Annotated in this window: 23 protein-coding genes; 11 read left to right on the forward strand and 12 right to left on the reverse strand. The window is 72.1% G+C overall.

Annotated features, from left to right (window positions below; translation table 11 throughout):
• Positions 1 to 381 precede the first annotated feature (381 nt).
• Entirely contained in the window at positions 382 to 1,311 is a 930-nt protein-coding gene (locus ABD52_RS22900; protein WP_047893176.1) for an NAD(P)-dependent oxidoreductase, read from the forward strand.
• Between the two features lie 142 nt (positions 1,312 to 1,453).
• Here ABD52_RS22900 and gntD read toward each other — a convergent pair whose 3' ends face one another.
• From gntD to ABD52_RS22955, 11 genes are all read right to left on the reverse strand, one after another.
• Entirely contained in the window at positions 1,454 to 2,464 is a 1,011-nt protein-coding gene (gntD, locus tag ABD52_RS22905; protein WP_047893177.1) for a guanitoxin biosynthesis L-enduracididine beta-hydroxylase GntD, read from the reverse strand.
• Between the two features lie 67 nt (positions 2,465 to 2,531).
• Positions 2,532 to 3,287, reverse strand: coding sequence for a thioesterase II family protein (locus ABD52_RS22910; protein WP_082171370.1), 756 nt, complete (start codon positions 3,285 to 3,287; stop codon positions 2,532 to 2,534).
• On the reverse strand, positions 3,287 to 4,543 hold the full coding sequence (locus ABD52_RS22915) for an acetyl-CoA carboxylase biotin carboxylase subunit family protein (RefSeq protein ID WP_053065468.1): 1,257 nt from the start codon (positions 4,541 to 4,543) through the stop codon (positions 3,287 to 3,289). The genes ABD52_RS22910 and ABD52_RS22915 overlap by 1 nt, the downstream gene beginning before the upstream one ends.
• Before the next feature lie 31 nt (positions 4,544 to 4,574).
• Positions 4,575 to 4,862 (reverse strand): acyl carrier protein, encoded by a 288-nt coding sequence (locus ABD52_RS22920; RefSeq protein ID WP_047893178.1) that lies wholly within the window; start codon positions 4,860 to 4,862, stop codon positions 4,575 to 4,577.
• Positions 4,859 to 5,866, reverse strand: coding sequence for an LLM class flavin-dependent oxidoreductase (locus ABD52_RS22925; RefSeq protein ID WP_053065469.1), 1,008 nt, complete (start codon positions 5,864 to 5,866; stop codon positions 4,859 to 4,861). The genes ABD52_RS22920 and ABD52_RS22925 overlap by 4 nt, the downstream gene beginning before the upstream one ends.
• A 49-nt stretch (positions 5,867 to 5,915) precedes the next feature.
• Positions 5,916 to 7,136, reverse strand: a complete 1,221-nt coding sequence (locus ABD52_RS22930; protein WP_047893179.1) for a cytochrome P450 — start codon at positions 7,134 to 7,136, stop codon at positions 5,916 to 5,918.
• Positions 7,133 to 9,088, reverse strand: coding sequence for an amino acid adenylation domain-containing protein (locus ABD52_RS22935; protein ID WP_082171371.1), 1,956 nt, complete (start codon positions 9,086 to 9,088; stop codon positions 7,133 to 7,135). The genes ABD52_RS22930 and ABD52_RS22935 overlap by 4 nt, the downstream gene beginning before the upstream one ends.
• 48 nt (positions 9,089 to 9,136) lie before the next feature.
• Positions 9,137 to 12,991, reverse strand: a complete 3,855-nt coding sequence (locus ABD52_RS22940) for a non-ribosomal peptide synthetase (RefSeq protein WP_047893180.1) — start codon at positions 12,989 to 12,991, stop codon at positions 9,137 to 9,139.
• 59 nt (positions 12,992 to 13,050) lie between these two features.
• Positions 13,051 to 13,800 (reverse strand): thioesterase II family protein, encoded by a 750-nt coding sequence (locus ABD52_RS22945; RefSeq protein WP_053065470.1) that lies wholly within the window; start codon positions 13,798 to 13,800, stop codon positions 13,051 to 13,053.
• Between the two features lie 41 nt (positions 13,801 to 13,841).
• Complete coding sequence (locus tag ABD52_RS22950) at positions 13,842 to 15,128, reverse strand: MFS transporter (protein ID WP_053065471.1); 1,287 nt, start codon at positions 15,126 to 15,128, stop codon at positions 13,842 to 13,844.
• Entirely contained in the window at positions 15,115 to 15,954 is an 840-nt protein-coding gene (locus tag ABD52_RS22955) for a hypothetical protein (protein WP_152748306.1), read from the reverse strand. Before ABD52_RS22955 ends, ABD52_RS22950 begins: the two co-directional genes overlap by 14 nt.
• Positions 15,955 to 16,334: 380 nt before the next feature.
• On the opposite strand from ABD52_RS22955, the gene ABD52_RS22960 reads away from it, so the two are divergent.
• From ABD52_RS22960 to ABD52_RS23005, 10 genes are all read left to right on the forward strand, one after another.
• On the forward strand, positions 16,335 to 16,913 hold the full coding sequence (locus ABD52_RS22960) for a hypothetical protein (RefSeq protein ID WP_047893182.1): 579 nt from the start codon (positions 16,335 to 16,337) through the stop codon (positions 16,911 to 16,913).
• Positions 16,910 to 17,800 (forward strand): NAD(P)-dependent oxidoreductase, encoded by an 891-nt coding sequence (locus ABD52_RS22965; RefSeq protein WP_053065472.1) that lies wholly within the window; start codon positions 16,910 to 16,912, stop codon positions 17,798 to 17,800. The genes ABD52_RS22960 and ABD52_RS22965 overlap by 4 nt, the downstream gene beginning before the upstream one ends.
• On the forward strand, positions 17,797 to 18,930 hold the full coding sequence (locus tag ABD52_RS22970; protein ID WP_047893183.1) for a hypothetical protein: 1,134 nt from the start codon (positions 17,797 to 17,799) through the stop codon (positions 18,928 to 18,930). Before ABD52_RS22965 ends, ABD52_RS22970 begins: the two co-directional genes overlap by 4 nt.
• A gap of 23 nt (positions 18,931 to 18,953) precedes the next feature.
• Positions 18,954 to 19,304, forward strand: coding sequence for a cupin domain-containing protein (locus ABD52_RS22975; RefSeq protein ID WP_047893184.1), 351 nt, complete (start codon positions 18,954 to 18,956; stop codon positions 19,302 to 19,304).
• Positions 19,305 to 19,369: 65 nt separating this feature from the next.
• Entirely contained in the window at positions 19,370 to 20,596 is a 1,227-nt protein-coding gene (locus tag ABD52_RS22980; protein ID WP_053065473.1) for an amidohydrolase family protein, read from the forward strand.
• Complete coding sequence (locus ABD52_RS22985) at positions 20,593 to 21,621, forward strand: phosphopantetheine-binding protein (protein WP_082171373.1); 1,029 nt, start codon at positions 20,593 to 20,595, stop codon at positions 21,619 to 21,621. Before ABD52_RS22980 ends, ABD52_RS22985 begins: the two co-directional genes overlap by 4 nt.
• Complete coding sequence (locus ABD52_RS22990; RefSeq protein ID WP_152748307.1) at positions 21,618 to 22,826, forward strand: aminotransferase class I/II-fold pyridoxal phosphate-dependent enzyme; 1,209 nt, start codon at positions 21,618 to 21,620, stop codon at positions 22,824 to 22,826. The genes ABD52_RS22985 and ABD52_RS22990 overlap by 4 nt, the downstream gene beginning before the upstream one ends.
• Entirely contained in the window at positions 22,823 to 23,830 is a 1,008-nt protein-coding gene (gene galE, locus ABD52_RS22995; RefSeq protein WP_047893187.1) for a UDP-glucose 4-epimerase GalE, read from the forward strand. Before ABD52_RS22990 ends, galE begins: the two co-directional genes overlap by 4 nt.
• 117 nt (positions 23,831 to 23,947) lie before the next feature.
• Entirely contained in the window at positions 23,948 to 24,376 is a 429-nt protein-coding gene (locus ABD52_RS23000; RefSeq protein ID WP_063778324.1) for a chorismate mutase, read from the forward strand.
• Positions 24,370 to 25,035, forward strand: coding sequence for a 2-phosphosulfolactate phosphatase (locus tag ABD52_RS23005; RefSeq protein ID WP_200905227.1), 666 nt, complete (start codon positions 24,370 to 24,372; stop codon positions 25,033 to 25,035). The genes ABD52_RS23000 and ABD52_RS23005 overlap by 7 nt, the downstream gene beginning before the upstream one ends.
• Positions 25,036 to 25,070: 35 nt before the next feature.
• On the opposite strand, the gene ABD52_RS39290 is transcribed toward ABD52_RS23005, so the two are convergent.
• The gene (locus tag ABD52_RS39290; RefSeq protein WP_152748308.1) at positions 25,071 to 25,436 is read right to left on the reverse strand and encodes a hypothetical protein; all 366 of its coding nucleotides are present in this window, start codon (positions 25,434 to 25,436) and stop codon (positions 25,071 to 25,073) included.
• Positions 25,437 to 25,774 lie beyond the last annotated feature (338 nt).

A 25,774-nucleotide genomic window follows, 5' to 3' on the forward strand; every position in this document is an offset into this window, starting at 1 on the left:
AGCACCGCCCGGCTCCGGTAGCAGCGGCGCGATCACCGCCCACGCCTCATCGGTCAACTCACCACGACGCACCACCGACACATCGTCAACGACCAACCCCTACAAGATCGGCAGGACACGCCCTAGCCTGCCCATCTGCTGTGGTGGCCGTCACCGGTTCGAGTACGAGCCGCTGCATGCGTCCGCTGACGCTGGCGTCCCTACAGTCGGACTCGTCAGCAGCAGCCGCCCGGGCAGCCGACTCGCGTGCGGTCACGGCTCGGCGACACAGCGCCGAGCCGTCAAGCGACGCAGGCCCCGACGGGCCTGATGGTGCCGGTGTCCACCGACCGCATAGGCTGCCGGGCGGACCGGTACCTCAGAAGGAGACCACGACAGATCATGGATGTTTTTGCCGTCACGGGCGGGGCTGGCTTCGTCGGCTCGCACCTCATCCGCGCGTTGCTGGAAGCCTACCCGGACGCGAGGATCGTCTCCGTAGACATCTACCTCCCCGGCACTCCCGGCATCCGGGTTGAAGACCGGCGAGTGACGCACCTTGACATCAGCACTGTGAACATCAATGAGGAGTGGGAGGCAGCCGGGCTGCCAGCCCCGACCGCCGTTTTCCACCTCGGCGAGTACGCGCGCATCGTGCAGAGCTTCGACGAGGTGGACCTGTGCTGGGAGCTCAATATCCGGGGCACCAAGGAGGTCGTCCGGTTCTGCCATCGGCACGAAGCCAAACTGGTGTACGCGGGGTCCAGTTCCAAGTTCGGCAACGACGGCCAGGACGAGAACTTGAGCCCATACGCGTGGACCAAAGCGAAGAACGTCGAATATATTGCGAATTTTGCCAACTGGTACGGCCTCGACTACGTCATCACGTACTTCTACAACGTCTATGGGCCGGGCCACATTAAGGACGGTAAGTACGCGACCGTTATTGGTATCTTCGAGTCGCAGTATGAGCGGGGCGAGACGCTGACTGTCGTCTCCCCCGGCACCCAGACCCGGGACTTCACCCACATCGACGACATCATCGACGGCATCCTGCGCTGCTACCGGGACGGCAGCGGCGACGGCTACCTGCTGGGCGCCGGCCAGGAGTGGTCCCTGGCCGAGGTGGCGAAGATGTTCACCGACAACTGGGTCCTGGTGCCAGCCCGCCAGGGCGAGCGGGTGCGCGGTCAGGCCGACACCACCAAAGCCCGGAGTCTGGGCTGGCAGCCGACCCAGTCCCTTCCGGAGTACGTGACCGCCGTCAAGGCCGAGCTTGAGGCCAACCGCGGGGCCTGCGACGAGCTGCGCAGTCCGGCGTCCCCGGCCTGACCCCACGGGTCCCACGCATTCCATTCCATGCTCGGTGTGGCGCCCGGTACACCGACATCCGACTGGTGCGGCATGAACGGTCATCCCGGGCGGGCCCGAACCACCCCGAGGGTGGGTCGGGCCCGCCCGGTGGGCCGAACCGTCAGAAGAGCACGCGGCGGGAGTCCTGGCTTCGCGCGCCCGCCGCGCGACGCAGGTCACGGCTGACGATCATCCGCTTGAGCCAGCGGTCCGTCCCGTCGTAACGGGACATGAACGGCTTGCGCCCGTGCACCGCCCGGTAATTGTCAACGATCAGCAGGTCCCCCTGCTCGACCACGACTGCCCGGTCGTGCGCGGCCAGCTGCGCCATCAACTCGTCGAGCGCCTCGTCTGCCACCGCGTCCGCGCCCGTCATGAAGGGCCGGTCGATGCAGAGGTAGGGGCTGGCGGGATCGCCCGAGAGGACCGCCACGGCCGGCGGCGCGTCGCGCAGCTCGATCGCCCGGGCCAGCGCCGGCGAGTCCGGGTGGCGGGCCTCCAGCTGACGGATGTGCTCGTCGTCGGGGCGGATGTGGAACCGCGGCTGGGACAGGATCCGCCGGTGGGCGGGGCTCAACTCCACGTCGGTCACCGAGGCCAGGCAGGTCGGCACCGCGTCGTGGTTGCGTACGCCGAACAGCAGCAGGTAGTCGCAGCGGTCCGGGTGGAAGCCGTCCTCGGTGTGGAACTCCAGAAACGTGTCGCTGCTGTGCCCGTTCTGCCGCTTCTCGTCGCCCCGCATCGGCAGCAGGTTCTGGATGACCGAGGAGTCCTGCAGGGTGGCCCAGGTGTAGGGCTCGCCCAGGGCCAGCCCACACATGGCGAGCAGCACGTCGTGGTCGGCAGTCGGCACCTCGAGCGCCGCCGACCAGGAGGGCGGCGTCGGGCAGACCGCCTCGTCCGCGACGGGATATCCATGCAGCACGCACGCGGCGGCGAACTCGGTGCGCCGGAACTGTTCGAGCACCCGCCGGAGACCGGGGCTCAGCCGGGCGGCCAGATCCCAGTGCTCGTCGTAGAAACGAGGGTCGCGCAGGGACAACGGAGAGTCGCCGAGCGCGTCGTGGGTGTCACGGACGGCGGCGACGTCCTCCGCTGTCAGGGTGTAGTGCACCACGGGATCCTGAGCCATGGGAATCCAATCTGAACGGTCGAGCCAGGCGCCCGGCGACACTGCGGAGACGCCGACGGGGGAGGGTCTAGAAAGTGATGGTGCGTTCGATGAGCTGGAGCACGGCCGCCCGGTGCTCGTTGAGGTAGAAGTGGCCACCGGGAAAGCCGTGCAGGGTCGGCTCGCTCTCGGTGAGCTCGCCCCAGGCCTTCAGCCGCTCCATCGAGACGATGTCGTCCCGGCCGTAGAGCACGTGCACCGGTCCGGTCACCGGAGGGCCGGGTCGGAACCGGTACTCCTCGACCCGCCGGTAGTCGGCGCGCAGCGGCGGCACGATCACCGCGGCCAGCGCCGGCTCGTCCAACACTTCCTGCGGTACGGCACCGTGGCGCCCGGCGACGGCCCGCAGGAAGTCGGCGTCCGCCAGGTGCGCCAGCGGCGATTCCGGGCGCGGCAGTTGCGGTGCGGGGCAGGCAGACAGCCACAGGCACCGCGGCGATTCCCGGTCCTCGGCCACGAGCTTCCTGGTCATCTCGTACGCGAGCAGGGCGCCCATGCTGTGTCCGAAGAAGCCGAACGGCCCGCTCGGCGCCAACTCGGCCAGCAGCGCCGTCACCAGGTCGTCGACACTGCCGGCGTCCGGCTCCCGCCGGCGTCCACCGCGGCCCGGGTATCGCACCCCCACCAGGTCGATGTCCCCCCTGCTGAACACCGACCGCGAGAATTCCGCGCCGGTCCCACCCGCATGGGTCAGGTAGTAGACCCGGAAGGGAGCGGACCGCTCCGGCCCGCGGCCGGCCGGGGCGAGGCCCGCGGCCGACCGGGACGAGGCATCGGCCCGCATCAGGTCTCTGCCGGCGCGGGCAGGAAGTCGCAGGCGTACGTCTGGTGGATGGCGGTGCGCAGCGCCTCGAGCCCGTCGTGGTCGGCGGCGTGCCCGTACATCGTGCAGAGCTGGCTCACCGAACCCACCCGCCAGTCGACTACGGACCCCGGTCGGGCGACCGCGACGATCCGGTCGACGCCGTCCATGGCGCGCAGCCCATCCAGCCCGCGTACCCGGGTCACCCGGACCCGGTCCTGGGGCGACAGGACGCTCATCTCGAACACGACGTCGCCGTCCGGCGGCGTGGCCGGCTGCGGCCGGCGTCCGAGCACCACCTCGAAGGCCATCGCGATCGGGTCCCGACCGCCGGCCTTGCGGACGATGTCCGCCACCCCGCCACCGAGCCGGCCGTTCACCTCGATGATCTTCGGTCCGGCCGCGGTGAACTTGACCTCGGTGTGGGTGATCCCGTAGCGCACGCCGAGCGCGTCGACCGCGCGGGCCGCCAGCTCGTTGACCCGGGCCAGCGTCTCCGGGTCGAGGGTCGACGGGTAGAAGTCCCCGGTCTCCCGGAACGGCTCCGCCAGCGGGAACTTCCCCAGCGTCACCACGTGCTGGTGCTCGCCCTCGAAGCTCACGTGCTCCACCGAGACGTGGTCGCCCCACTGCGACCCGGTCCAGCTCGGATCGCCGACCAGCAGCTCCTCAACGACGAACTCCTCGCGCATCGCGAGGGTCTCCGCCACGGCCTTCCAGTCGTCGTGGTCGTCGATCCGGAAGGTGTCCCGCGAGTGGGTGCCGACCGCCGGCTTGAGCACCACCGGCGGGCCGAGCAGGTCGATCGCCCGGCCGGCCTCCTCAAGGGTACGCACCGACTCGTACCGCACCGCGTCGACGCCGACCTCGGCCAGCCGGCGCCGCTGGGCGGACTTCCTGGTCAACCTGTCGAGCGTGGCGAGGTCGTGGCCGCGCATTCCGAGCCGGTCGGCGAGTTCGGTGGCGAAGCGGAGCGCGTACTCGCTGAAGGTCAGCACGCCCGCCGGAGCGAGCGCCCGTACGTGCTCGGCGACCTGGTCCAGGTCCTGGCCCCGGAAGTCGTGGCTGTCGGCCAGTTCCTCGACGAACTCCGCCACCTCGGCCACCCCGGGCCGGCTGCTGTCGTAGAGGAAGTAGAGCTCGCAGATGCCGTCGGCACCGGAGAGGATCTCCAGCGGCGTGGCGGCGCCGTTGTCGTACACGACGACAACCAGCGGCAGGCCTTCGTCCTTCGTCATTGTCCCATCCCTGATCTCACGGAGCCCGGCCCTATCGGTTCTGCAGCTCGCTGGTACAGGCCGCCGTCACCGCGGCGAGCGTTCCCTCGAAGAAGATCGCGTCGAGCGGCACCTCGACCTGGAGGCGCTCCTCCAGCTGGGCCACCAGCAGCACCGCCGACAGCGAGTTCCCGCCGAGGTCGAAGAAGTTGTCCGTGTCGGCGCAGTCGGCCAGCTCCAGCACGTCCAGCCAGGCCGACCGGATCGTTTCGGTGAGTTGCACATCGGTGGGCACGACGTTCTCCAGTGGTCGCACGACGGGCGGGGTGGCTGCGGTCATCGGCTCGCCGGCGTCAGGGAGCTGTCCGCCGCCGCCAACGCCGTCCAGGTGTGGTCGAGGTCCTCGCGCTCCGCCGGCACGTCCAGCACCAGCGTGCGGACCCCCAGGTCGAGGTACGCCCGGAGCACCGCGCCTACCTCGTCGTAAGACCCGACGAGGTAGGGGCAGAACGTCCGGTAGGTGCGGAACGGGTAGAGCCAGTACGCGTCCCGGCCGCCGCCGGCCGCCGTGGTGCTCAGTTCCGCGTACCACTGCGAGTCGGACATCCGGGCGGACACCCGGTGCAGCCGTTCCCCGGCCGGGTCCTCCGGGAACCGCGACAACGCCACGTCCCAGGCGGCACCGCTGGTGCTCCGGGCGATGACGCCGATCCGGATGCCCCACTCACCACCGGTGGCGTCGGGCTGCGCCGCGTACTCGGCGGGCGTGAGCGGGTACGCCAGCCGGGTCACGCCCAGCGCTGCGGCCGCCTGCCGGCTGGCCGGCGACGAGCCGGAGAGGTAGTAGGTCGGCAGCAACTCCTCGGGCACCCGGTGTGGCAGGGTGGCGCCCTTGAGGCGGTAGTGCTCCCCGGTGTGCGATACCGGTCGGCACCTCGCCAGCAGCGTTTGCATCACCTGCGCGTACTCGGTCAGCCGGGCGTACCGGGCGTCGTGCTCGGTCTCGTCGCCCAGCGCCTTGAGGTGGGTGGGCGAGCCGCCGGTCACCAGGTTGATCGCCAGCCGCCGTTCGCGCAGGAACGCGGTGGACATGACCATCCGGGCCGCCGTGTACGGCGACATGTAGACCGGCTGGGTCGCCACCAGCGGCAGGATCCGCTGCGTGCTGTCCAGGACGGCCTGGGCCACCAGCCACGGGTCGGCCAACGAGTTGTCGGTGTAGACCAGCATGCCGGCGTAGCCGGCCTCCTCGGTCCACCGCGACACCTCACCGACCCGGTCGAGGAAGGCCTTGCCGCCCGGCGCCTCGGAGGGTGGACAGGTGGTGAACACCTCGATCGTCATGACTCACGCCTTTCCGTGCTCTCCTCGCCCGCGGGCACCGTGGGGCGGGTCACGCCGCCACCACCCGGACCGGCAGCGACGTCATGCCGAGGATGAAGTTGGAACGCAGCCGGCGGGCCTCGCCGTCCAGTTCGAGCCGGACGCCCCGGCCCAGCAGCGCCTTGTAGAGGATGGAGAGCTCGGCGTTGGCAGTCGGCGCGCCGATGCACCGGTGCAGGCCGCTGCCGTACGTGAGGTGCCGGTTCGGCGAGCGCCGGATGTCGAACCGCTCCGGCGCGACGAACTGCTCCTCGTCGAAGTTGGCCGAGACGTTCCAGAGGGCGACGAGCTGTCCCTTGCGAATCTCCGTCCCGCCGATCTCCGTGTCCCGGGTGGCCAGCCGCGCCACGTACGCGTTGGTCGAACTCCAGCGCAGGATCTCGTCGAGGGCGGAGGGCAGCAGCTCCGGGTCACCGAGCAGCAGCTCGTACTGGTCCGGGTTGGTCAGCAGGGCGTGCAGGCCCGTGCAGGCGGTGTACGACGAGGTCTCGTTGCCGCCGACCGCCACGTTCATGCAGTTGTAGAGGATCTCGTCCTCGGTCATCCGGCGGCCGTTGATCTCGGCGTGCGCCAGGATGCTGACGACGTCGTCACCGGGCTCCCGCCGTCGCTCCTTGACCAGGTCGGCGAAGTACTCGAACACCTCGCTCTGCAACCAGGCCAGCCGCAGCCGCTCATCGTCGTCGATGTCCACGAAGACCGGGTCGCGGAAGCCGATCATCCGGCGGGTGATGCCGATCAGCTCGTGGGCCTCCGCGTGCCCCACGTTCATCATCGTCATGACCGCGCCGGCGGGCAGCTCGGTGGCCACCTCCGTGGCGAAGTCCCCGCCACCGTCCCGGACCAGCCGGTCGACCGCCTGATCAACCAGTTCGGACACCTTCTCCCCCACCCGGGCCACCATCGTCGGGGAGAACGCCGGGTAGAGCACCTGCCGGATCATGCGGTGCCGGGGCAGGTCGGAGGCGACCAGCATCTTGCCGGCCGCGGTGTCCCGCTCGTCGCGGAACGATCCGCCGAGCACGGCGCCGGCCGACGAGCTGAACGCCGCGTGGTCGCGGTAGGCGGCGGCCACGTCGGCGTACCGGCACAGCGACCAGAAGCCGCCGCGGTCCGGGCCGCCGCTCCAGTGCACCGGGTCCTCCTGCCGGAGGCGGGCGAACACGGCGTGGTGCTCGCCGCGGACGAAGATGTCCGGGTGGGTCAGGTCGGCGACGGAGGTGTGGGTCATCGCGCCTCCTCCCGCTCGGTGATGACGGCGGCGAGGTCCCGCAGCACGGTGTTGTCCAGGATCTCCCGGAACTCCAGGTTGATCCCCAGGTCCCGCTTGATCCGGCGCTGCAACCGGAATGCCAGCAGGCTGTGTCCGCCGAGGCTGAAGAAGTCGTCGCTGGCCCCGACGGACTCCGCGCTCAGCAGCTCCTCCCAGGCCTGGGCCAGCCACTTCTCGCTCGGCGTCGACGGTTCGACCCGGTTGGCCCGGCGCTCCAGGTGGGCGTCGAGCGTGGCCCGGAGGTCGTCCCAGTCGCGCTTGCCGTGGTCGGTCATCGGGATGCGGTCGAGGATGACGAACTCGCTCGGCACCATGTAGTCCGGCAGGGCCTCGACGGCGTGGTCACGCAGCGCGCGCACGGTGACGGTGTCGTGCGGCACCACGAACGCCACCAGCCGGCGGTCCTCGCCCTGCCCCCAGCTCAGCACGGCCGCCTCGACGACCTCCGGGTCACGGGCGAGCACCCGCTCCACCTCACCCGGCTCCACCCGGTAGCCCCGGATCTTCACCTGGCCGTCCGCCCGGCCGACGAACATCAGCTCGCCGTCCAAGCCCCAGGAGGCGAGGTCACCGGTCGCGTACATCCGGGAGCCGTCCGCCGCGAACGGGTCCGGCAGGAACCGCGCCGCGGTCAGGCCCGGCACCCCGAGGTAGCCACGGGCCACGCCGGCGCCGCCGATGTGCAGCTCGCCGACGCCGCCCGGCGGGACCGGCCGGAGCCGCTCGTCAAGCACGTACGCCGTGGCCCCGGCAAGGGGGGCGCCGATCGGCACGTTGTCGGCGTCCGGTGCGAGGGCGGCCACCTCGTGCGCGGTGCACGCCGTCGTCGCCTCCGACGGGCCGTAGAGGTTGAAGAACCGGCCGCCGAAGCCGGTGGCCAGCAGTTCGTGGCAGGCGGCCGGCGAGAGCACGTCACCACCGGTGTGCAGGATCTGCACCGACGAGAAGGCGTCCCGGTCCTCGCGGAGGATGTGGTTCACCGCCATGGTCGGCACCAGGATCGCACTGATTCGGGCCCGGCGCAGCTCCCGCCGGATGTCGGTCTCCAGCAGCTCCGCGATGGCCGGCAGCACGACGACCGTCGCCCCGGCCGCGAAGGCGCACCAGGTCTCGAACTGGAAGGCGTCGAACGACAGGCTCGACACCTGGGCCACCCGGTCGGCCGGGGTGAGCTCCGGCAGCGCGGGGTTGTGCGCGAACGAGACCAGGTTCCGGTGTTCCAGGACGATCGCCTTCGGCGTGCCCGAGCTGCCCGAGGTGAACAGGACCGCGGCGGCGTGCTCCGGGGCGACCTCGACAGCCGGCGCGGCGACCTCCGTGGCGTCCGTCGGGACGCGGGTCCACCCGACCACCCGCCGGTCCAGGTGGGCCAGACGGTCGACCCAGTCCGGCCGGGTCAGCACCACGGCCGCGTCGCTGCCCTCGATCATGGTGTCGCGGCGGCTGTCCGGCAGCCGGCTGTCGATCGCGACGAACGCGCCACCGGCCTTGACGATGCCGAGCAGCGCCACGAAGACGTCCAGCCCCCGGCTGAGGCAGACCGCGACCCGGTCCTCGGCACCGACGCCCAGCTCGATCAGCTGCCCGGCGAGGGCGTCCGACGCCCGGTCCAGCTCGCGGTAGGAGAGCGTGTCAGCGCCGTACGTCACCGCCGGCTGGTCCGGCAGCGCCGCGACCGTCCGGCGGAAGCTCTCCACCAACGTGGCCGGGAGGGCCGGTTCGCCCGGCCGGGCCGGGGTCGCGGTGGGGCGCAGGTCCGTCCAGATGCCGTCGACGACCGTGAGGCACTCCTCGCGGGAGCCGGCCTCCCCGTGCCGGTGCCAGCCCTGCGGAGTCTCGACGGACGCCGGCCACACGCTGTACTGGCCCGCGTCGTTGCGCACGACGTGGTACCGCTCTTCGAGTTCCATCAGCTTCCGCTTTCTCGCCAGATCGACTTGCACAACAGGTGAGGGGGTTCAGACCGGCAGCAACGCCGGCCCGGCCGCCGCGTCGGAGCCGAACGCGGTGTGCAGCACCGCGGACAGGGCGTCCTCGGCGGTGAGCCGGTCCCCGGCGCCGGGCAGGAGGAGGCGACGGCTGACCGCCTCCTCTCCCGCCCACCGGCCAAGGTCGGACCACTCCCGTGGGCTCTCCTCGGCGGAGGTGACGATCACCACCGGCACCGGTGACGGCTCCCCGGGGACCGGGGGCACGGCGAGACGCAGCCGGACCTCGCGGGCCAGCCGCTCACGCAGCGCCCCGGCGTCGGGCGTGTCCGCCTCCGGCGTCACCACCGCGTCCAGCCAGCTCTCCACGTCGTCGACCCGCGCCGGGTCGGGACCCGGGCGTACGCCGGAGCCGGTCGACCGGTGCCGGCCGGCCGGATCCACCAGCACTGCTCCGGTGACCGGCACGCCGGCCGCGACCAGCCGACGGACCACGTGGGCTGCCAGCCGGCAGCCGGTGCCGCCGGCGGCCAGTACGGTCAGCGGGGCCTCGGCGGTGGCCGCCAGGTCACGGCAGGCCCGGTCGAGCGCCACCGCCAGATCCGGGTGCCCGGTACGCAGCTCGGCGGAGAGCGCGTCGACCCGGGTCACCGGCAGATCGGCCAGGCGGTCGCGCAGCTCGACCAGTCCCTGGTCCGTGTCGGCGAGACAGAGCACGTGCGGGCCGTCCTCACCGGAGCGCAGCGTCACCCGCCGCAGCGTGCCGTCACCGCGTCCCCGGATCAGCTCGGCCAGTCGGCGCGGGCTCGGCTGCTGATAGAGATCGTCGAGGTCGAGTTCCTCATCCAGCTCGTCGTTGAGCAGGCCCACGGCGATCGCCGCCCCCAACGAGCTGCCGCCCTGGCGGAAGAAGCTCTCCTCGGGGCCGGTCCGGTCGCCGAGCATCGCCGAGAAGCGCTCGACGATCAGGGTTTCCACGACGTCGACCGGCAGGCAGCCGGTGGTCCCGGTGGCCTTCTCGGCGAGCCCGGCGCCCACCCGCTCGGCGAGCCGGCGGCGGTCCGTCTTGCCGCTGATCGACCGGGGAAGCGCGTCGGTCACCACGTAGTGCCCCGGCACCATGTACGACGGCAGCACCGCGCGGGCCCGGGCGGCCAGCTGCGCGGCGAGGTCGGCGTCCGCCGGCCGCCAGGTCTCCGCCGGCAGCGGCGCCGTCGGCACCAGCACCGCAGCGAGACTGGTCATCCCGGCCACGGTCACCGGGACCACGGCGCAGGTCAGCACGCCGTCGGCGGCGCTCAGGCAGTGCTCGATCTCGCCCGGCTCGATCCGGTGCCCGGAGACCTTCAGCTGGTCGTCGCTGCGGCCCAGCAGTTCGAGCTGCCCGTCCGCGTCCCACCGGCCCAGGTCGCCGGTGCGGTACAGCCGACCGCCCGGCTCGGCCGGCGCCTCGGTGAAGGCCGCGGCGGTGAGCTCGGGCCGCCGGTGGTAGCCGACCGCCAGCGCCCCGCCACCGATGCAGAGCTCGCCGGTGGTGCCCGGCGGGGCCGCCGCACCCCAGCGGTCGCGCAGCACGAACCGGTTGCCGCGCAGCGGCCGGCCGACCCGGACCGGGGTCGGGCCGACCCGCCACGCGGAAGACCAGATGGTGGTCTCGGTGGGCCCGTAGACGTTCAGCGCCAGGTCGGCCGCGGCCAGCAGGCGGTCGCGGACCGCCGGGGTCATCTTCTCGCCGCCGCAGAGCGCCACCCGCAGCCGGCCGGGGAGCCGGGGGACCAACACGTCCCAGACGCCGGGCGTGGCCTGGACGGCGTTCACCCCGGCCTCCCCGACCAGCCGGCCGAGCTTCCCCGGGTCACCCACCTGACCGTCGGAGGCGACCACCACACAGCCGCCGAGCAGCAACGGCGCGAAGAGTTCGATGAACGAGATGTCGAAGGTCACCGTGGTGGCGGCCAGCATGACGTCCGTCCGGTCGAGCGTCGCGGCCGACGCGACCTCGTAGAGCACGTTGGTGAGCGAGCCGTGGCTGACCACGACGCCCTTGGGCACCCCGGTCGTGCCGGAGGTGTAGAGCAGGTAGGCCGGCGCGTCGGCGGAGGCGGCGGGCGCGGTCGCCTTCCCGCCCGACTCCGCGTCGTCGTCGTCGACGTCGACGACGGCCGTCGCACCGCCGGTCACCAGGCCGGCCGCCCGGTCCCGGGTGGTTGCGTCCACCACCACGACGTCCGGCTCGGCGTCGTCGAGCAGGAGACGCAGCCGGTCGTCCGGGTGCCGGCGGTCCAGCGGTACGTAGGTCGCGCCGCACAGCCACACCGCCAGCGGGACCACGATCACCGCTGAGCTGCGGCTCGTGCAGGCGGCGACCCGCCCGCCAGCCACCAGCCCAGCCCGGCCGAGCCGGCCGGCGAGCGTGACGACCTCGTCCCACAGCTGGCGGTAGCCGGTCACCCCGACGGCGTCTCGCACCGCGGGCCGGTCCGGTGCGGCCGCGGCGACCTCGCGTACGAGGTCAACCACCCGCTCCCCAGTGACCTCCTCGCCGGCGCCGCCCCACCGGTCGAGCAGCTCCCGCTCCTCGTCGCAGACCACGTCCAGCTCGGCGAGGGTCAGGTCGTCCCGGGTCGCGACGGCGTCCAGCACGGCGAGGAAGCGGCGCCGCAGCCGGTCCGCCGCCTCGTCGCTGATCCGCGCCCTGCGGTACTCCAGTGCGAAGTCGAAGCGCCGGCCGTTCTGCTGCGCGTCCAGGACGACGTCGAACTTGGAGATCCGGAGCGGGAACGTCAACGGGGTCACGGTGAGGCCGTCCAGCCGCAGCCGGGCAGCGCCGAGGCTGTTCATCCAGAACATCGCCTGGAAGAGGGGGGAGACGCCCTCCCGGCGGGGCGGGTTCAGCCCGCGTACCACCGACTCGAACGGCAGGTCCCGGTTGCCCATGGCACCGATGACCACCTCGTTCACCCGCTGCACGACGGTGCCCAGGTCGGGGTCGCCGTCGAGCCGTACCCGGATCGGCACCGAGTTCACGAAGTTGCCCACGACCGAGTCGAAGTCCTCGTCGTCCCGGCGCATCACCGGAGCGCCGATCACCAGGTCCTCCTCGTTGGCGACCTTGGCGAGCGTCACCGCGTACGCGGTGAGCAGCAGGACGAACGGGGTGACCCGCAGCCGGCGGCAGGCCTCCGCCACCGCGGAGCAGGACCGCTCCGGCAGCCGGAACGTCACCCGGTCGCCCTCGTACGGGGAACTTGCGTCGGCGGTGGGCGGCAGCTCCAACTGGGTGGGCGCGCCGGACAGCTGCTCCCGCCAGTACGCCAGCTCGACGTCGAGGTTCTGTTCCAGTTCCTCCTCCCGGCTGCGCAGTTCCACCGCGGCCTCCGCGTCGGCCAGCGGCAGCGGCGGCAGCCGCTCACCGTTGTAGGCGCGTTGGAGTTCGTCCAGCACCACGCCCTCGGACCAGGCGTCGACGGCGATGTGGTGCACGACGAGGAGGAGCAGCGCCGAGTCGGGGGTCACCACGAGCAGCCGCGCCCGGATCAGGGTGCCGCCGGTCAGATCGATCGGCTCATGGACCCAGCCGTCCACCAGGCGCTGGGCCTCGGCCTCCGCGTCGGCCGGCGTGCGGTCGGTCAGGTCGACGACGTGAAGCAGGCCTGGTACCGGCTCGTGCACCTGAACCACGACCTCGAGCCCGTCCTCCCGGAACGAGGTCCGCAGCGCGTCGTGCCGGGCCACCACCGTGTCGACGGCCGTGCCGAGCCGCCCCGCGTCCGCCGCGCCCCCGAGGCGGAACAGGATCGGGGTGGAGTAGGCCGATCCCGTTCTCTCGTGGCGGTCCAGAAACCACAGCTGTCGCTGTGCGGCCGTGGCTGCATAGGTGGTCATCGAGCGCCCCCGTGTGAAGTGCCGAAAGTGGAACCGGTCCCGGGCCTGCCCGCCGTGGATCAGGCCGTACCGGTCGGTGCCGTACCGGTGTGGCCGGCCTGCGCCGCGGCGCAGGCCGCGAAGACGGACCCGGCAAGGGTCTCCCAGGCACCGTGCGGCATCAGGCTCTCGCCGTCGATCTCGTGGAAGGTCACCGGGCCGGTGGTCTCGACCGCCCAGTCGGTGAAGATCGCCCGCTCCTCGGCCGTCGACGTGCCCGCCAGGAACACGTCGATCGGCAGGTCTAGCGGCTCCTCCCGCCGGTACCGGTAGCTCACGGCGAGCGCGAGGTCGGCGGAGATGACCGGCTCGATGAGCGGCCACACGTCCGGGTCGTCGAGCACGGCGGGGGCCATGGCGCCGGTCCGGCGGATCTCGGCGCGGACGTCGGTCACCGGGGTCCGGTCACCGGACTGCACGGGCGGGTCACCGACGACCGAGAGCCGGGTCGGCCCCGGCAATCCCCGCCGCCGCAGCTCACGGCATACCTCGACGGCCAGCAACGCGCCGAGGCAGTGGCCGAGGAAGACGTACGAGCCGTCAGTGTCCAGATCGTCGACCAGCTCCTGGACCAACTGGTCGAGCTCGGTCGGGGCCGACTCCCGGTACCGGTCCTCCCGACCCGCGCGCCGGGCCACCACCAGGTCGATCTCGTCCGGGGCGACGGCGGACCAGCCACGGAACGGCAGGGCGCCGGCCCCGGACCACGGGAAGCACACGAGCCGGACGTTGCCGCCCCGGGTCAGGGTGACGTAGTTGCTCTTCCTCACGACTTCTCTCCTCAAGGTACGGCCGGCCGCGTACGTCGCGATCAGACGGCCACCTTGGCCGCTTCCGGCGCCGCGCCGGCCGCCGGCACCATCGACGGCGGGCAGACGATCAGGCCGTCGCGCTGCTGGCGTACCTGTCGGATCTCGGGCACCACCACCAACGCACAGGTCGACAGGACGATGAGCGCGGCGGCGCCGAGGAGGGTCGGGGTGTTACCCACCCGCTCCGCCACCGGCCCGGTGACCGCGTAGCCCAGCGGCATGATGACCACGGAGACGAGCGCCTCGTAGGAGCTGACCCGCGAGATCACCGCCTCCGGCACGACCTGCTGGACGGTGGTGTCCCACACCTCGTTGATGTAGGTCATCCCGGCGGAGCCGATGAGCGCGGTGGCGGCGACCACCATCGCCGGCATCGGCCCGATTAGGGCGAGCAGCTCGAAGGCCGTCAGCCCGAGTGCCAGGTGGCCGGCCACGAGCGGACGGCGGGGCCGCCAGCGGAGCGCGACGATACCGCCCAGGAACGCGCCGACCGCAAGGCCGGTGCTGATCAGACCCCAGTTCAGCGCCGTACCCTGCTTGCTGGCGAAGATGATCGGGCCCAGCACGAAAAGCGGGCAGATCGCGAAGTTCCACACCGCGTGACCGGTCAGGGTGAGCCAGTACCAGCGCCGGATCCGCAGCTCGCGCCAGCCGTGCGTCAGCTCCTGCAGGAAGTGCTTGCGCTCGCGCGGAGTCGACGGCGGCACCCGCAGGAAGAGCAGGCAGGCGGCGCTCACCACGAAGGATGAGGCGTCGATCAGGTAGCCCCAGGCGGGACCCGAGAGGGCCACCAGACCACCGGCGACCGCCGGGCCGAACATCCGCGAGGCATTGGCCGACATGCCCATGAGTGCGTTCGCCTGCTGGAGCTTGTCCCGTGGCGCGAGTTGCGGCACGAGACCGGTCAACGCCGGCTTCGAGATCGACGAGGCGGCCCCGAAGAGGGCAGAGGCGGCCAGGATCAGGCCCACCGAGGCGTGGCCGGTGAGCAGCAGCAGACCCACCGCGCCATGCAGGAACGCCAGGAAGCCGTCTCCACCGAGCAGGAGCAGCCGGCGCGGCATCCGGTCGGCCAGCACGCCGCCGATGAGCAGCAGCCCGACTCGTACCAGCGTGGACACCGCCAGGACCGTGCCAACGTCCGCGGCCGAGCCGCCCACGTGGATCACCGCGAAGACCACGGTGACCGGCATCAGGGCGTCGCCGAGACCGGACGCCGTCCGGCTGATCCACAAGAGACGGTACGGCCCGCTGGTCAGCGGGCCGAACTTCTCACTGCTGAACATCGCCTGCTCTTCCTCTCACGACGGCCGTCAACCGGGTCAACTCGTACGCCTCGACCGCCCAGCGGATCTCCTCGGCCACGGCGTGGGTGGCGAGCATCCGGTCGCGGTCCACGTCCAGCCGGCGGAACTCGCCGGGAAAGAGCGGGTCGAGCGCGTACCCGACGGACCCCAGGATCCGCACGCCGAGTGCCGGAGTCGCCGGGGCAAGCGCACCCATCAGCAGGTAGGACAGGTAACGGTGGAACCGGGCCCCCAGCTGGGCGCCCAGTTTCGCGGGCAGCTTCATCCGGGCGAAGGACGCGGTCACCGTGGTCAGGTAGCTCTCCAGCAGCAGCCGCGCGTCGGCCACCGGGTCACCGGCGTCGTCCGCCCAGCCCGCCGGCAGGGGCGGTTCGCCGGCCAGGCCACGGTCCATGCTCCGCAGCGACGAGAGCGCGGTCTCGTACGCCTGCACGAGGGTCAGCCGATCGACGGTCTCCGGGTCGACCAGCACCACCTGCGGCGCGAGTCGACCGGTGGCCGCCAGCAGCGCGGCCGTCGACCGGGCCGGCGCGGAGCCTGCACAGTAGCCGACCACCGCCGCGACCTCGCGGTCGTCCGCCACGATGTCGTTTACCAGCAGCCGCAGCCGGGCCTCCACCGACGAGACCTCGTCCACCGCGTCGAGTTCGTCCGGCGGGACCGCCTCGAGGACCGGCATGTCCGCGGGCAGCAGCTCGACGAGGTCGGCGAAGCCCGCTCCGGCCCGGCCGGGGCCGAAGTCGAAGGCGAGCACGGACGGCCGGGCCCTTCCGGGGCGCAGGGCGCGCCAACGGTCCAGTCTCATGATCACCTCTGTCGATGCCATTGGGCGCACGGATCTGCCGGAGCAGCTTCCGTCCCCCGTGAAGCTTCGCAACCAGCTCTCGATGGTGTGGTCTGACGACCGGTCGCACATGAAACCACAACCGTCGGCTCCCCGTCGAGCCGTCCTCGACGGCCCCTCGACACCCCTTCCGGGAGCGGTCAGGCTCACCGTGGAGGCGGTCAGGAGATCGACCGCCGCGGTCCTCGACCGTCCCACCTTTCGAAATCGTGTGGATGTTGCAGGGGTGAGGACCGTATGCGATGCTTCCCGGCAGCCAACGGGGGGCTCGATCCGAATGTCCTGCTAGGACAGGTCGGGGTGTCACGCCGCCCTCAGCGCCATTCGCACCAGGAGGGGCAGTGTCGACGCCGGGCATCGATAAGTGGCTGCGCACCCGCACGGTGATGACGCTCGGTCCCTCGGGGACGGACGCGTACGCCGAGGCCAGTCGCATCGGGGCCGCGGTCTCCCTCTGCTCGTCGTTCTCGTCGGCGATGCGGGAGGCCGAGGAGACGGACAACCTGGCGCTGGTCGCGGCCGGCTTCCTCGACCTCGACGGTGACCGGCTGGTCGACAGCTGGGTCAACCTGCACTTCCGTACCCGCAGATCGATGCGCGTGGTGGGGGTGTGGGAGTCGCCGACCAAGCCGATGTGCGTCGCTGTCCGGGCGGACTTGGACCGGGACGTCAGCCAGGTGCGCAGCGTCGTCGCGCACCCGTCGACCCTTCAGCTCGTCCGCGAGACCCTGCCGCCGGAGGCCGAGGTCAGGACGGTCAACGCGAAGCCGAAGGCGGCCCGGGCCGTCGCCGACGGCGAGGCCGATGCCTGCATCGCCTCGCTCGACGTGGTGCAGGGCATGAGCGAGCTGCGTGCGCTCTCGGTGCTGACCCCGACGATGGTGTGGTGTCTGTACGCCCCGCTCGAGGCGCAGGTATGACCACGTCGCCGCCGGCGGCGGGTACGGCCGCGCTGCTCGGCGCGGGGGTGATGAACCGCGCGGTCGCACCCCACCTGCGCCGGGCGGGCTGGACGCTACGGCTCTACAGCCGACGGCCAGCGGGCTGGCTGGAGGCGGGGGCGACGGCCGACGAGGTGCGCCGGTCCCCCGCCGAGGCGGCGGCGGGCGCGGACGTCGTGCTCTCGATGGTCTCCGACGACGAGGCGAGCCACGCCGTCTGGCAGGGCCCGGAGGGCGCCCTCCGTACGCTGCGCGCCGGCGCGCTCGCCGTGGAGGGGTCCACCCTCTCCGCACACCGGGTCGACGAGTGGGCGGCGGCGGTCGACGCGGTCGGCGCGGGGGCGGTCGACGCACCCGTCACGGGCAGCGTCCCGCGCGCCACCGCGGGCACCCTGGTGGCCTTCGTCGGCGGCTCCGACCACGACTTCGCCCGCTACGAGCGGTTCAGCGACTGCTTCACCGAGCGGCGTTACCGGCTGGGGCCGGTCGGCGCCGCCGCTCGCTTCAAGCTCGCGCACAACCTCTTCGCCGCCGTGGTGCTCGCCGGCTTCGCCGAGCACCTGGCCCTGGTGGAACGGCTCGGCCTCGACCCCGAACTGGTGGTGGACATCATGTCCAGCTACGGCTGGGGGCAGGGTGTCGCCTCCGGGTACGGCCCGTCGATGCTGCGCGACGAGTACGAGGACGTCCGCTGCCGGCTCGGGCTGATGGCCAAGGACGTGGCATACGCGGCGGAGCTGGCCCGGGAGACGGGCCTGGATACCCCGTTGACCGCGGCGGTCCGGAACGGCTTCGCCACCGCGGTGGCCGAGGGCCTGGGTGACCTGGACATGGGGGCGGTACGACGGGTGGTGGGGCCACGATGACGTCCGAGTGGTTCGCGCACTCGCGCTTCGTGCCAGACGAGGCACGGGAACAGGTCACCGCGCAGCTGGACAGCTACCGGGACGACGTCCGCGCCGTCCTGGACGAGCTGCGGATCCCCGACACGACCCTGGTGATCAGCGGTTCCCTCGGCCGGCAGGAGCCGTCGGTGACCCACCACGGTGGCCGGTGGCGACTGGAGTCCGACCTCGACCTGGTGCTGTTGGTCCCCGACGACGAGGCCGCGCACCCCGTGCACGAGGTGGTCCCCCGGCTGGCCCGACGGCGGCCGGACCTGCTGACCACCGGCTTCGTGGTCCGGGCGGACCGGGCGCCGCGGATGCGCTCCTTCATCGCCGCGGACCTGGCGCTTGGCTGGCCGACCCGGATCGGCGGCCCCGCCGACGCCCCGTGCCCGGTCACCCACCGGATCACCGTCGAGGACCACCTGGAGCTGTTCGCGCACCAGCTCAGCGGCTGGTTGCTCTATCCGCACACCGAGAGCCAGTTCGCCGGGTCGAAGCACTACCGCGACGCCGCGGAGACGCACCTGATGAAGTGCGCGCTGGAGGGGATGCGGCTGATCGTCGGCGCGGTCGACGGGCAGGTCCGGCGCTACGGCGATCTTCTCGACCGGAACGCCCCGGCGGTCCTGGCCCCGCACCTGACCGTCGAGGAGGTGGCGGAGCTGATCCGCCGCCGCGAGGTCGACGGCCCCGACGCGCTGCCCCAGGACAGCGTCCGACGCTGTCTCCTCGGCGGCGTCACGGCCTACCTGGGCCTGCCCCCGGGTGACCTCGGCGAAGTGCCGCAGGTGCTCGCCGACCGGCTCGCCGGCGCCGCCGGGGAGCTGCTGCTGTTCCGGCACTGCCTGCTGCTCCTGCTCACCGCGCACCTCCACCCGGGCCAGCAGGACGGGATCGCCAAGGTCCTGCACGCGTACCTGGAGGAGTGGCCGGCGACCGACGAGGCCGAGCGGGCGGCGGTGCGGCGGCTGCGGGCCGAGCTGGCCCACGGCTCGGTCGGCCTGGTCGACACGGAACGCCGGGGAGACTGGATCACCCTGCGTCGGCAGTACTACGGACGGCTCGGCGACCGGAACTTCGGTCGCAACGCCACCGCGCAGGACTGACATCGAAGAAAGTGGATAATAAAGTGTACCCAGACTGGATCGAGGCCATGCCGCGGGCGGCCGTGAACTTTCCGGGCGCCGAGGGCCGGCTCATGTCGAGCCCGCAGGGTCAGGTCGTGCTCTGGTCGTTCGCCGACGGCGGGACCGTGCCACCGCACCGCCACGGCCCGCAGGTCGGCCTGGTGCTCTCCGGCGCCGTGCACCTCACCGTCGAGGGAAGGACCACCACCCACCGGCCGGGCGCGTTCTTCGTCATCGAGGACCAGCAGCAGCACGGGGCGACCCTCGACCCGGGCACCCACGTCATCGAGATCTTCGCCGAGACCGACCGGCACCGGGCGATGGACTCCCTGGAGCAGGTGAGCGCGGGCTGACGCCCGCCCATTCCCGCTCGGACGCCGGGCGGCGTCCGACCCACTCCTCACGATCGGTGAACCGCATGGCACCACACGCCTATCTGCTCGGCGCGGCGCGGGCGCTCCTCGACGACGACGAACTGCTCACGCCGGACGCCGCCGTCGCGGTGGCGGGCCGCCGCATCCTGTGGGCCGGTCCCCGGGCGGAGCTGCCCGAGGTGCTGCGCGGCCTGGACGAGTACGACCTGGGCGAGCTCACCCTGCTGCCCGGCCTGATCGACGCCCACGTGCACCTAGCCTTCGACGCCGGCCCCGATCCGGCCGCCGCCTTGGCCGCGGTGGACGACACCGTCCTGCTCAAGGAGATGACCGCTAACGCCCGTCGGCACCTAGCGGCGGGCGTCACCACGGTCCGTGACCTGGGCGCCCGCTCGTTCCTCGACGTGGCGGTCGGCCGGGCCACCGCGGCCGACCCGGCGCTGGGTGCCCGGGTGGTGCCGGCGGGTGCCCCGATCACCGTTCCCGACGGCCACTGCTGGTACCTGGGGGGTGCCTGCGCGGACGACGACGCGGTGGCCGACAGGATCCGACTGAGTCACGACAGCGGCGTGCAGGTCGTGAAGATCATGGCGACCGGCGGCTTCCTGACCACGCGTACCCGACCGGGGGCCCCGCAGTTCGGGGCCGCGACGCTGCGCGCGGTGACCCGGCTGGCGCACCGCCTACGCCTGCCGGTGGCCGCGCACGCCCACGGCACGGAGGGCATCCGGGATGCCGTCGAGGCCGGCTGCGACACGATCGAACACTGCACCTGGGTCGGGGACGGCCGGCTGGAGTTCGACCGGGCCGTGGTCGACCGGATGGTCGAGCAGGGCACCGTCGTCTGCCCCACCGTGAACGGGAACGCCCGCAACCCGCGCGGGCGGGTCGACTGGCGGGAACGCCGGGAGCACCTGCGGGAGCTGGTCGAGGCCGGGGTGCCGGTGATCGCAGGCACCGACGCCGGGATCGAGAACATCGCGCACGGCTCGCTGGTGGACGGGCTCGAGATCATGCCGGACTTCGGCCTCACTCCCCGCCAGGTGCTGCGCTCCGCCACCGCCGGCGCCGCCCTGGCCCTGGGCCTCGGCGGCACCACCGGCCGGCTCTCCGGCGGGCACGATGCGGACCTGATCGCGGTCGGTGGCGACCCGACGGCCGACCTGGGCGTGCTGCGGGCTCCGGCGCTCGTCGTCTCCGGCGGGGTGGCCGTACGCGTGCCCGACGGCGTGGCCTGGCCGCGCCCCGTCGAGCCGGATTGGAGGGCATGATGCGAGACACGATCGAGGTGGTCGTCGCCACCCAGTGGTCCCGGGTGCTCGGTGTCGCGGCGGCGCACCTGGACGAGGACTTCTTCGACGCCGGCGGCGACTCCCTGCTGGCCGCCCGCCTCGCCGTCGCGCTGCGCAAGGCGACCGGGTTGCCGGTCGACCTGGGCACCGTCTTCGAGGCCCGCACCCTGCGGGGCATCAGCCATGCGCTGCGTACGGAGAACGAGGGCTGGGGACGGCTGCTGACGCTCGCGCCGGACGGCGCGCGGGCACCCCTGATGCTGCTCCCCTCCGGCGGTGGCGGCGTGATCGGGCTGAACAGCCTGGCCAGCTACCCGCTGGATCGCCCGGTGTACGCGGCCACGGCGAAGGGCCTGCGGCCCGAGGAGGGTGAACCGCTCGGCAGGCTCACCGAGCTGGTCGCCGACTTCGCCGGGCTGATGACCGCCGCCGGGCTGCCCCGCCGGCTCCACCTCGGCGGCTTCTGCCTGGGCGGTAACCTGGCGGTGGAACTGGCCCGCCGGCTGCTGGCCGAGGGCTGGGAGATCCTCTCCGTCAACCTCTTCAACACCTCGCTCTACGCGCCGCCGATCGACCCCGAGGAGCTGATCCGGGCCCGGCTGGCCGGCCTGGTCCACTCCGCCGGGCTGACCGTCGACCCGGGGGAACTCCGGCCGGAGGCGGTGTTCGACCTGCTCAGCGCGCACAGCCCCACCGGCCTGGTGGAGACCGACCACGCCGCGTTCCTGGCACGGCTGCGGGTCGCCGCGATGCTCCGGCACAGCATCTCCGGTCACCTGCCCGAGCCGGTGGCCGCACCGGTACGGCTCTTCTCCGCCCCGGACCGTGACGACCCGGAGGAGGTGGCTGGGGTCGGCCGCCGGCTGCCCGACTGGTCGGAGCTGGGCTTCCCCGACTTCGCGCAGGTCGACGTCTCCGTCGGGCACCACCAGATGCTGCACGACGAGCAGGTTCTCAAGGCCATCGCAACGAGCCTCCTCGACTGCGAGGACCAGGGCTCGTGAGGGACGGCATGGTGGCCCGCTCGGCCAGGTGGGCGGCCGTGGCCGGGACCGAGCTGATCCCGCTCAACGTCGCCGAGATGGACTTCCCGACCGACCCGGTGGTGGTGGAGCGGATCCAGCGGCTGCTGCTCGGCCCGCTCACCTACAGTCCCCCGTACACAGACAACGACATCGCCGGGGCGGTGGTGGACCACTACCGTCGGGAGCACGGCCTGGCGGTGCCCCGGAGGAACGTGCAGCTCGCCGCGGGGATCGTGGCGCAGAGCTACCACGTCATGCGCGAGCTGCTCGCGCCGAGCGACGCCGGGCTCTACTTCGGCCCGGCGTACCACAGCATCCCGGACTCGATCACCGCCGCCGGGGCCCGGGCCGTCGCCGTCCACCTCGACCCGTGGACCACCCCGGCCTGGGACGTGGCGGAGCTGGAGCGCCGGATCGTGCCCGGCACCCGGCTCATCCATCTCTCCCACCCGCACAACCCGACCGGCCACCAGTTCGGACTGGACGAGCTGCGGGCCATCGCCGACGTCGCCGAACGGCATGACCTGCTGATCGTGTCGAACGAGGTGTACGCCCGGCTCACCCTGCAGGGACGGCACCTGCCGATGGCGGCGATCGCCCCACGGCGCACCCTGACCATCACCGGGGCCACCAAGTCGCACAACCTCGCCGGGATCGGCGGCTCGGTGATGTTCAGCCACGACTCGGAGCTGATGGCCCGGCTCCGCAGCGGCACCCGGTTCAGCCTGGCCGCCGGACGGAGCATCCAACAGGCCGCCCTCGCGGCGGCGTACGAACAGGACAGTCCGTGGCTGCGGGCCACCCGCGACCGGCTGCGGGCCAACCAGCACCGGATCGCGGCCGAGCTGCGCCGATGCCGGGCGGTCGACGTGCACGTCCCCGTGGCCACCTACTTCCTCTGGCTGCGGGTCGGGGAGCTGCCGGAACAGGCCGACGCCGCGCAGGTGCTGCGGGACGGATGCGGGCTGGTAGGGGCGCCCGGAGCGGAGTTCGGCGCGTCCCGCGACTTCGTCCGCCTGGCGGTGGCCATGACGCCCGAGGACGTCGACATGGTCGTCGCGCGGATCCGGGCCTGGTCCCGGTACGAGGTGTCCGTCGACCGGGCGGCCCCGGTCCTCCCGGCTAGGCTCGGGGCACGGCGGGAGCCGTTTCCCGCAAGGTGCACTGGAAAGGACGTCACGTGAAGGTTCTGATCGCCGGAGGCGCGGGTTTCATCGGTAGCACGGTGGCCTCGTACCTGATCGATTCCGGGCACGAGCCGGTGATCCTCGATAATCTCGTGACGGGTCGTCGGGAATTCTGCGAGGGGCGCACCTTCTACGAGGGCGACATCGCCGATCCCGCCATCATCGAGCAGATCTTCGCCGAGCACCCCGACATCGACGCGGTGGTCCACTGCGCGGCTCTCATCGTCGTTCCCGAATCGGTCGAGCGCCCGGTCCACTATTACCGCGAGAATGTCGCCAAGACGCTCGAGTTCGTCGACCACCTCATCGCCAAGGGGGTGACCCGGCTGCTCTTCAGCTCGTCCGCCTCGATCTACGAGCCGGGCGCCGACTTCAGCGTCGACGAGGACTCCGACGTGAAGGCCGTCAGCCCGTACGCTCGGACCAAGGTGGTCGTCGAGCAGATGCTGGCGGACATCGCCGCCGCCACCCCGCTGCGCGTGCTGTCGCTGCGCTACTTCAACCCGATCGGCGCCGACCCGAAGATGCGGTCCGGGCTCCAGGTCGCCTCACCGAGCCACGCCCTTGGCAAGCTCATCGAGGCGTACCAGGACGACCGCCCCTTCCAGGTGACCGGGCTCGACTACCCCACCCGGGACGGCTCCGGGATCCGCGACTACGTCCACGTCTGGGACCTGGCCGCCGCCCACATGCGCGCCATCGAGGCCTTCGACACCCTGCTTCCGGCCGACTCCTCCCGGTACACCGTGATCAACCTCGGCACGGGCACCGGCACGACCGTCCTGGAACTCGTCGACGCGTTCAACAAGGTGGTGGACCGGGCCGTCCCGGTCGAGACGACCGGTCGCCGTCTCGGCGACTCGGCCGGCGCCTACACCCGCAGCAGCCGCGCCGCCGAACTGCTCGGCTGGCGCGCGGAGCAGCCGATCGAAGAGGGGATCCAGGACTCCCTCACCTGGTTCGCGCGACGCGGGCAGATGCTGCCCGACCTCGCGGGGTAGCCCCCCTGAGCCCTCACCACGCCGCGGCCGTACGTACGTACCACCGCAGTGTCGTTTCCACCTGCCCCGGGTGGCCCTGCGCCCCCTCCGGCACGAGAGTACGGAGTCAGCTACGCCGTGTCAGTCAGTCAGGACAGCGACGTATTCGATGACCTGGAGGACCTGGAGGACCTGGCGGAGCTGGCTCCGACCGGGATCGGGGCGGACGCCGAGCAGGCGCCCTTCTCCATCCCGCAGGCCCGGGTCTGCATCGACGCGATCGACCACCAGCTCATCCTGCTGCTGCGAGAACGGGCGGAGCTGGCCCGCCAGCTCGGCGACCAGCGGGTGGCCCTGGGCATGAGCCGGGTGGCCCTCGCCGGGGAGTACGCCGTCGTCCGCCGGTTCCGGGCGGCCCTCGGTCCGGACGGCGCACAGCTGGCCACGCTCCTGCTCCGGCCGTCGCGGCAGGGGGCGGTGCGGTGGCCGGAGTCGGGACGGACCGCTGACCAGGCTGTGTCGGCCCCGGGCCGGCAGTTCACGGAGGAGAGCGACCAGTCGTGGTGAGACACCGATTCGTCGGGATCGACGAGGCACCGACCATCGAGGGCGCGGCGGTGGTGATCGACGTGCTGCGCGCCTTCAGCACCGCAGCGTACGCGCTGCATGCTGGCGCGGACCGGATCATCCTGGTCCGCCGCCTGGACGAGGCGCTGGCGCGGAAGGCGGAGCTGCCGGGCGCGCGGGCCCTGTGCGACGGGCCACCGCGGGCCGGATTCGATCTGGTGAACTCCCCAGCGCGGGTGCTGGAGCACGAGCTCACGGGTGCCGCGATCGTGCAACGGACGACGGCCGGCACCCAGGGAGCGGTGGCGGCCCGCCACGCGTCGCCGCTGTTCTGCGCCGGTTTCGTCACCGCCCGGGCCACCGCCGAGCGGCTCCGGGACACCGCCGAGGTCAGTTTCGTCGTGACGGACGGCGACGAGGACCTGGCGTGCGCGGAGCATATCTCCGCACTGCTGCGGGGCCGGGACGACGCCGCGCCCTTCCTCCGCCGGGCGGCCCGTTCACCGGCCGCGGCGAACCTCCGGGAGCTGGCCCGGCACGGGTTCCCCGGCGTCGACGCGCGGGACGTGGCCCTCTGCCTCACCGTGGACCGGTTCGACCGGGCGCTCGAGGCCCGCGACGAGGGCCCCGACCTGGTGCTACGGCTGGCCGGCCGCTGAGCCGCGCCGGCGGGCGCCGCGGTCGGCGCGAACCGTCACCAGTCAGTGGCGACGGAGAGCTCGTTGCCCGCGGTGCCGGCGCAGCGGTACGCCTCCGCCGAGCCGTCACTCACCAGCGCGGCCCCCTCGGCGTTGCAGCTGGCCGCCGTGGCGTAGGTGCCGTAGTACTTCCAGGTGTAGATGCCGGCGGAGGATGGCGTACCGCTCGCGGCCACAAACCCCGCGGCAAAGCGCACCGACCACGGCGACCCGCGCAATGTTCCTCGACCGCTTTCAGTTCCCCATTCAGGAAAGGCACCGACGGTGCGTCGAACGTCGCTGCGAGGTGGTCGATCCGCGCGGTACCTGGCAGTGACGGCTGCGCGATCGCCATGGCAATCCGCAATGACAGCCTCCTGCATGCGGTCAAATTGGCTAGATCGAAGGACGCAGAGCAGCGACGGACGGCAGCTCGCGTAGTCTTGAGCTACGCAGTCACCGCAGTTCAATGGTTCGGCATGCCCCTGCAGGACTTCGCTTCCAGCGGGCACGCATGAGGCGCTCCGACCCACCTCATTCATTGAGCCATTTTCATCGTGACGGCGCAGGTCACGGGCGGTGTGGGAGGCCGGTGTCCAGGTAGGACGAGGCTCCCGGTAAGACAGCAATCGACCAAGATCAGATGCCCCAACCGGGAGCCTCGCTGTGCTGTCTTACCCTGCCGCGATTCCGTTGTCCACCCGCAGCCTGAACCACCTCG

The organism is Micromonospora sp. RV43 (assembly GCF_001029515.1).
GTDB classification, from domain to species: Bacteria; Actinomycetota; Actinomycetes; order Mycobacteriales; family Micromonosporaceae; genus Micromonospora; species Micromonospora aurantiaca.

What these genes read in the sequence shown, in the direction of transcription:
- ABD52_RS22955 (WP_152748306.1), bottom strand. Translation starts at nt 15,954, where the DNA reads ATGAGACTGGACCGTTGGCGCGCCCTGCGCCCCGGAAGGGCCCGGCCG.
- ABD52_RS22900 (WP_047893176.1), top strand. Translation starts at nt 382, where the DNA reads ATGGATGTTTTTGCCGTCACGGGCGGGGCTGGCTTCGTCGGCTCGCAC.
- ABD52_RS22925 (WP_053065469.1), bottom strand. Translation starts at nt 5,866, where the DNA reads ATGACGATCGAGGTGTTCACCACCTGTCCACCCTCCGAGGCGCCGGGC.
- ABD52_RS22980 (WP_053065473.1), top strand. Translation starts at nt 19,370, where the DNA reads ATGGCACCACACGCCTATCTGCTCGGCGCGGCGCGGGCGCTCCTCGAC.
- gntD (WP_047893177.1), bottom strand. Translation starts at nt 2,464, where the DNA reads ATGGCTCAGGATCCCGTGGTGCACTACACCCTGACAGCGGAGGACGTC.
- ABD52_RS22915 (WP_053065468.1), bottom strand. Translation starts at nt 4,543, where the DNA reads ATGACGAAGGACGAAGGCCTGCCGCTGGTTGTCGTCGTGTACGACAAC.
- ABD52_RS22935 (WP_082171371.1), bottom strand. Translation starts at nt 9,088, where the DNA reads ATGGAACTCGAAGAGCGGTACCACGTCGTGCGCAACGACGCGGGCCAG.
- ABD52_RS39290 (WP_152748308.1), bottom strand. Translation starts at nt 25,436, where the DNA reads ATGCAGGAGGCTGTCATTGCGGATTGCCATGGCGATCGCGCAGCCGTC.
- ABD52_RS22940 (WP_047893180.1), bottom strand. Translation starts at nt 12,991, where the DNA reads ATGACCACCTATGCAGCCACGGCCGCACAGCGACAGCTGTGGTTTCTG.
- ABD52_RS22950 (WP_053065471.1), bottom strand. Translation starts at nt 15,128, where the DNA reads ATGTTCAGCAGTGAGAAGTTCGGCCCGCTGACCAGCGGGCCGTACCGT.
- ABD52_RS22985 (WP_082171373.1), top strand. Translation starts at nt 20,593, where the DNA reads ATGATGCGAGACACGATCGAGGTGGTCGTCGCCACCCAGTGGTCCCGG.
- ABD52_RS22970 (WP_047893183.1), top strand. Translation starts at nt 17,797, where the DNA reads ATGACGTCCGAGTGGTTCGCGCACTCGCGCTTCGTGCCAGACGAGGCA.
- ABD52_RS22930 (WP_047893179.1), bottom strand. Translation starts at nt 7,136, where the DNA reads ATGACCCACACCTCCGTCGCCGACCTGACCCACCCGGACATCTTCGTC.
- ABD52_RS22920 (WP_047893178.1), bottom strand. Translation starts at nt 4,862, where the DNA reads ATGACCGCAGCCACCCCGCCCGTCGTGCGACCACTGGAGAACGTCGTG.
- ABD52_RS22910 (WP_082171370.1), bottom strand. Translation starts at nt 3,287, where the DNA reads ATGCGGGCCGATGCCTCGTCCCGGTCGGCCGCGGGCCTCGCCCCGGCC.
- ABD52_RS22965 (WP_053065472.1), top strand. Translation starts at nt 16,910, where the DNA reads ATGACCACGTCGCCGCCGGCGGCGGGTACGGCCGCGCTGCTCGGCGCG.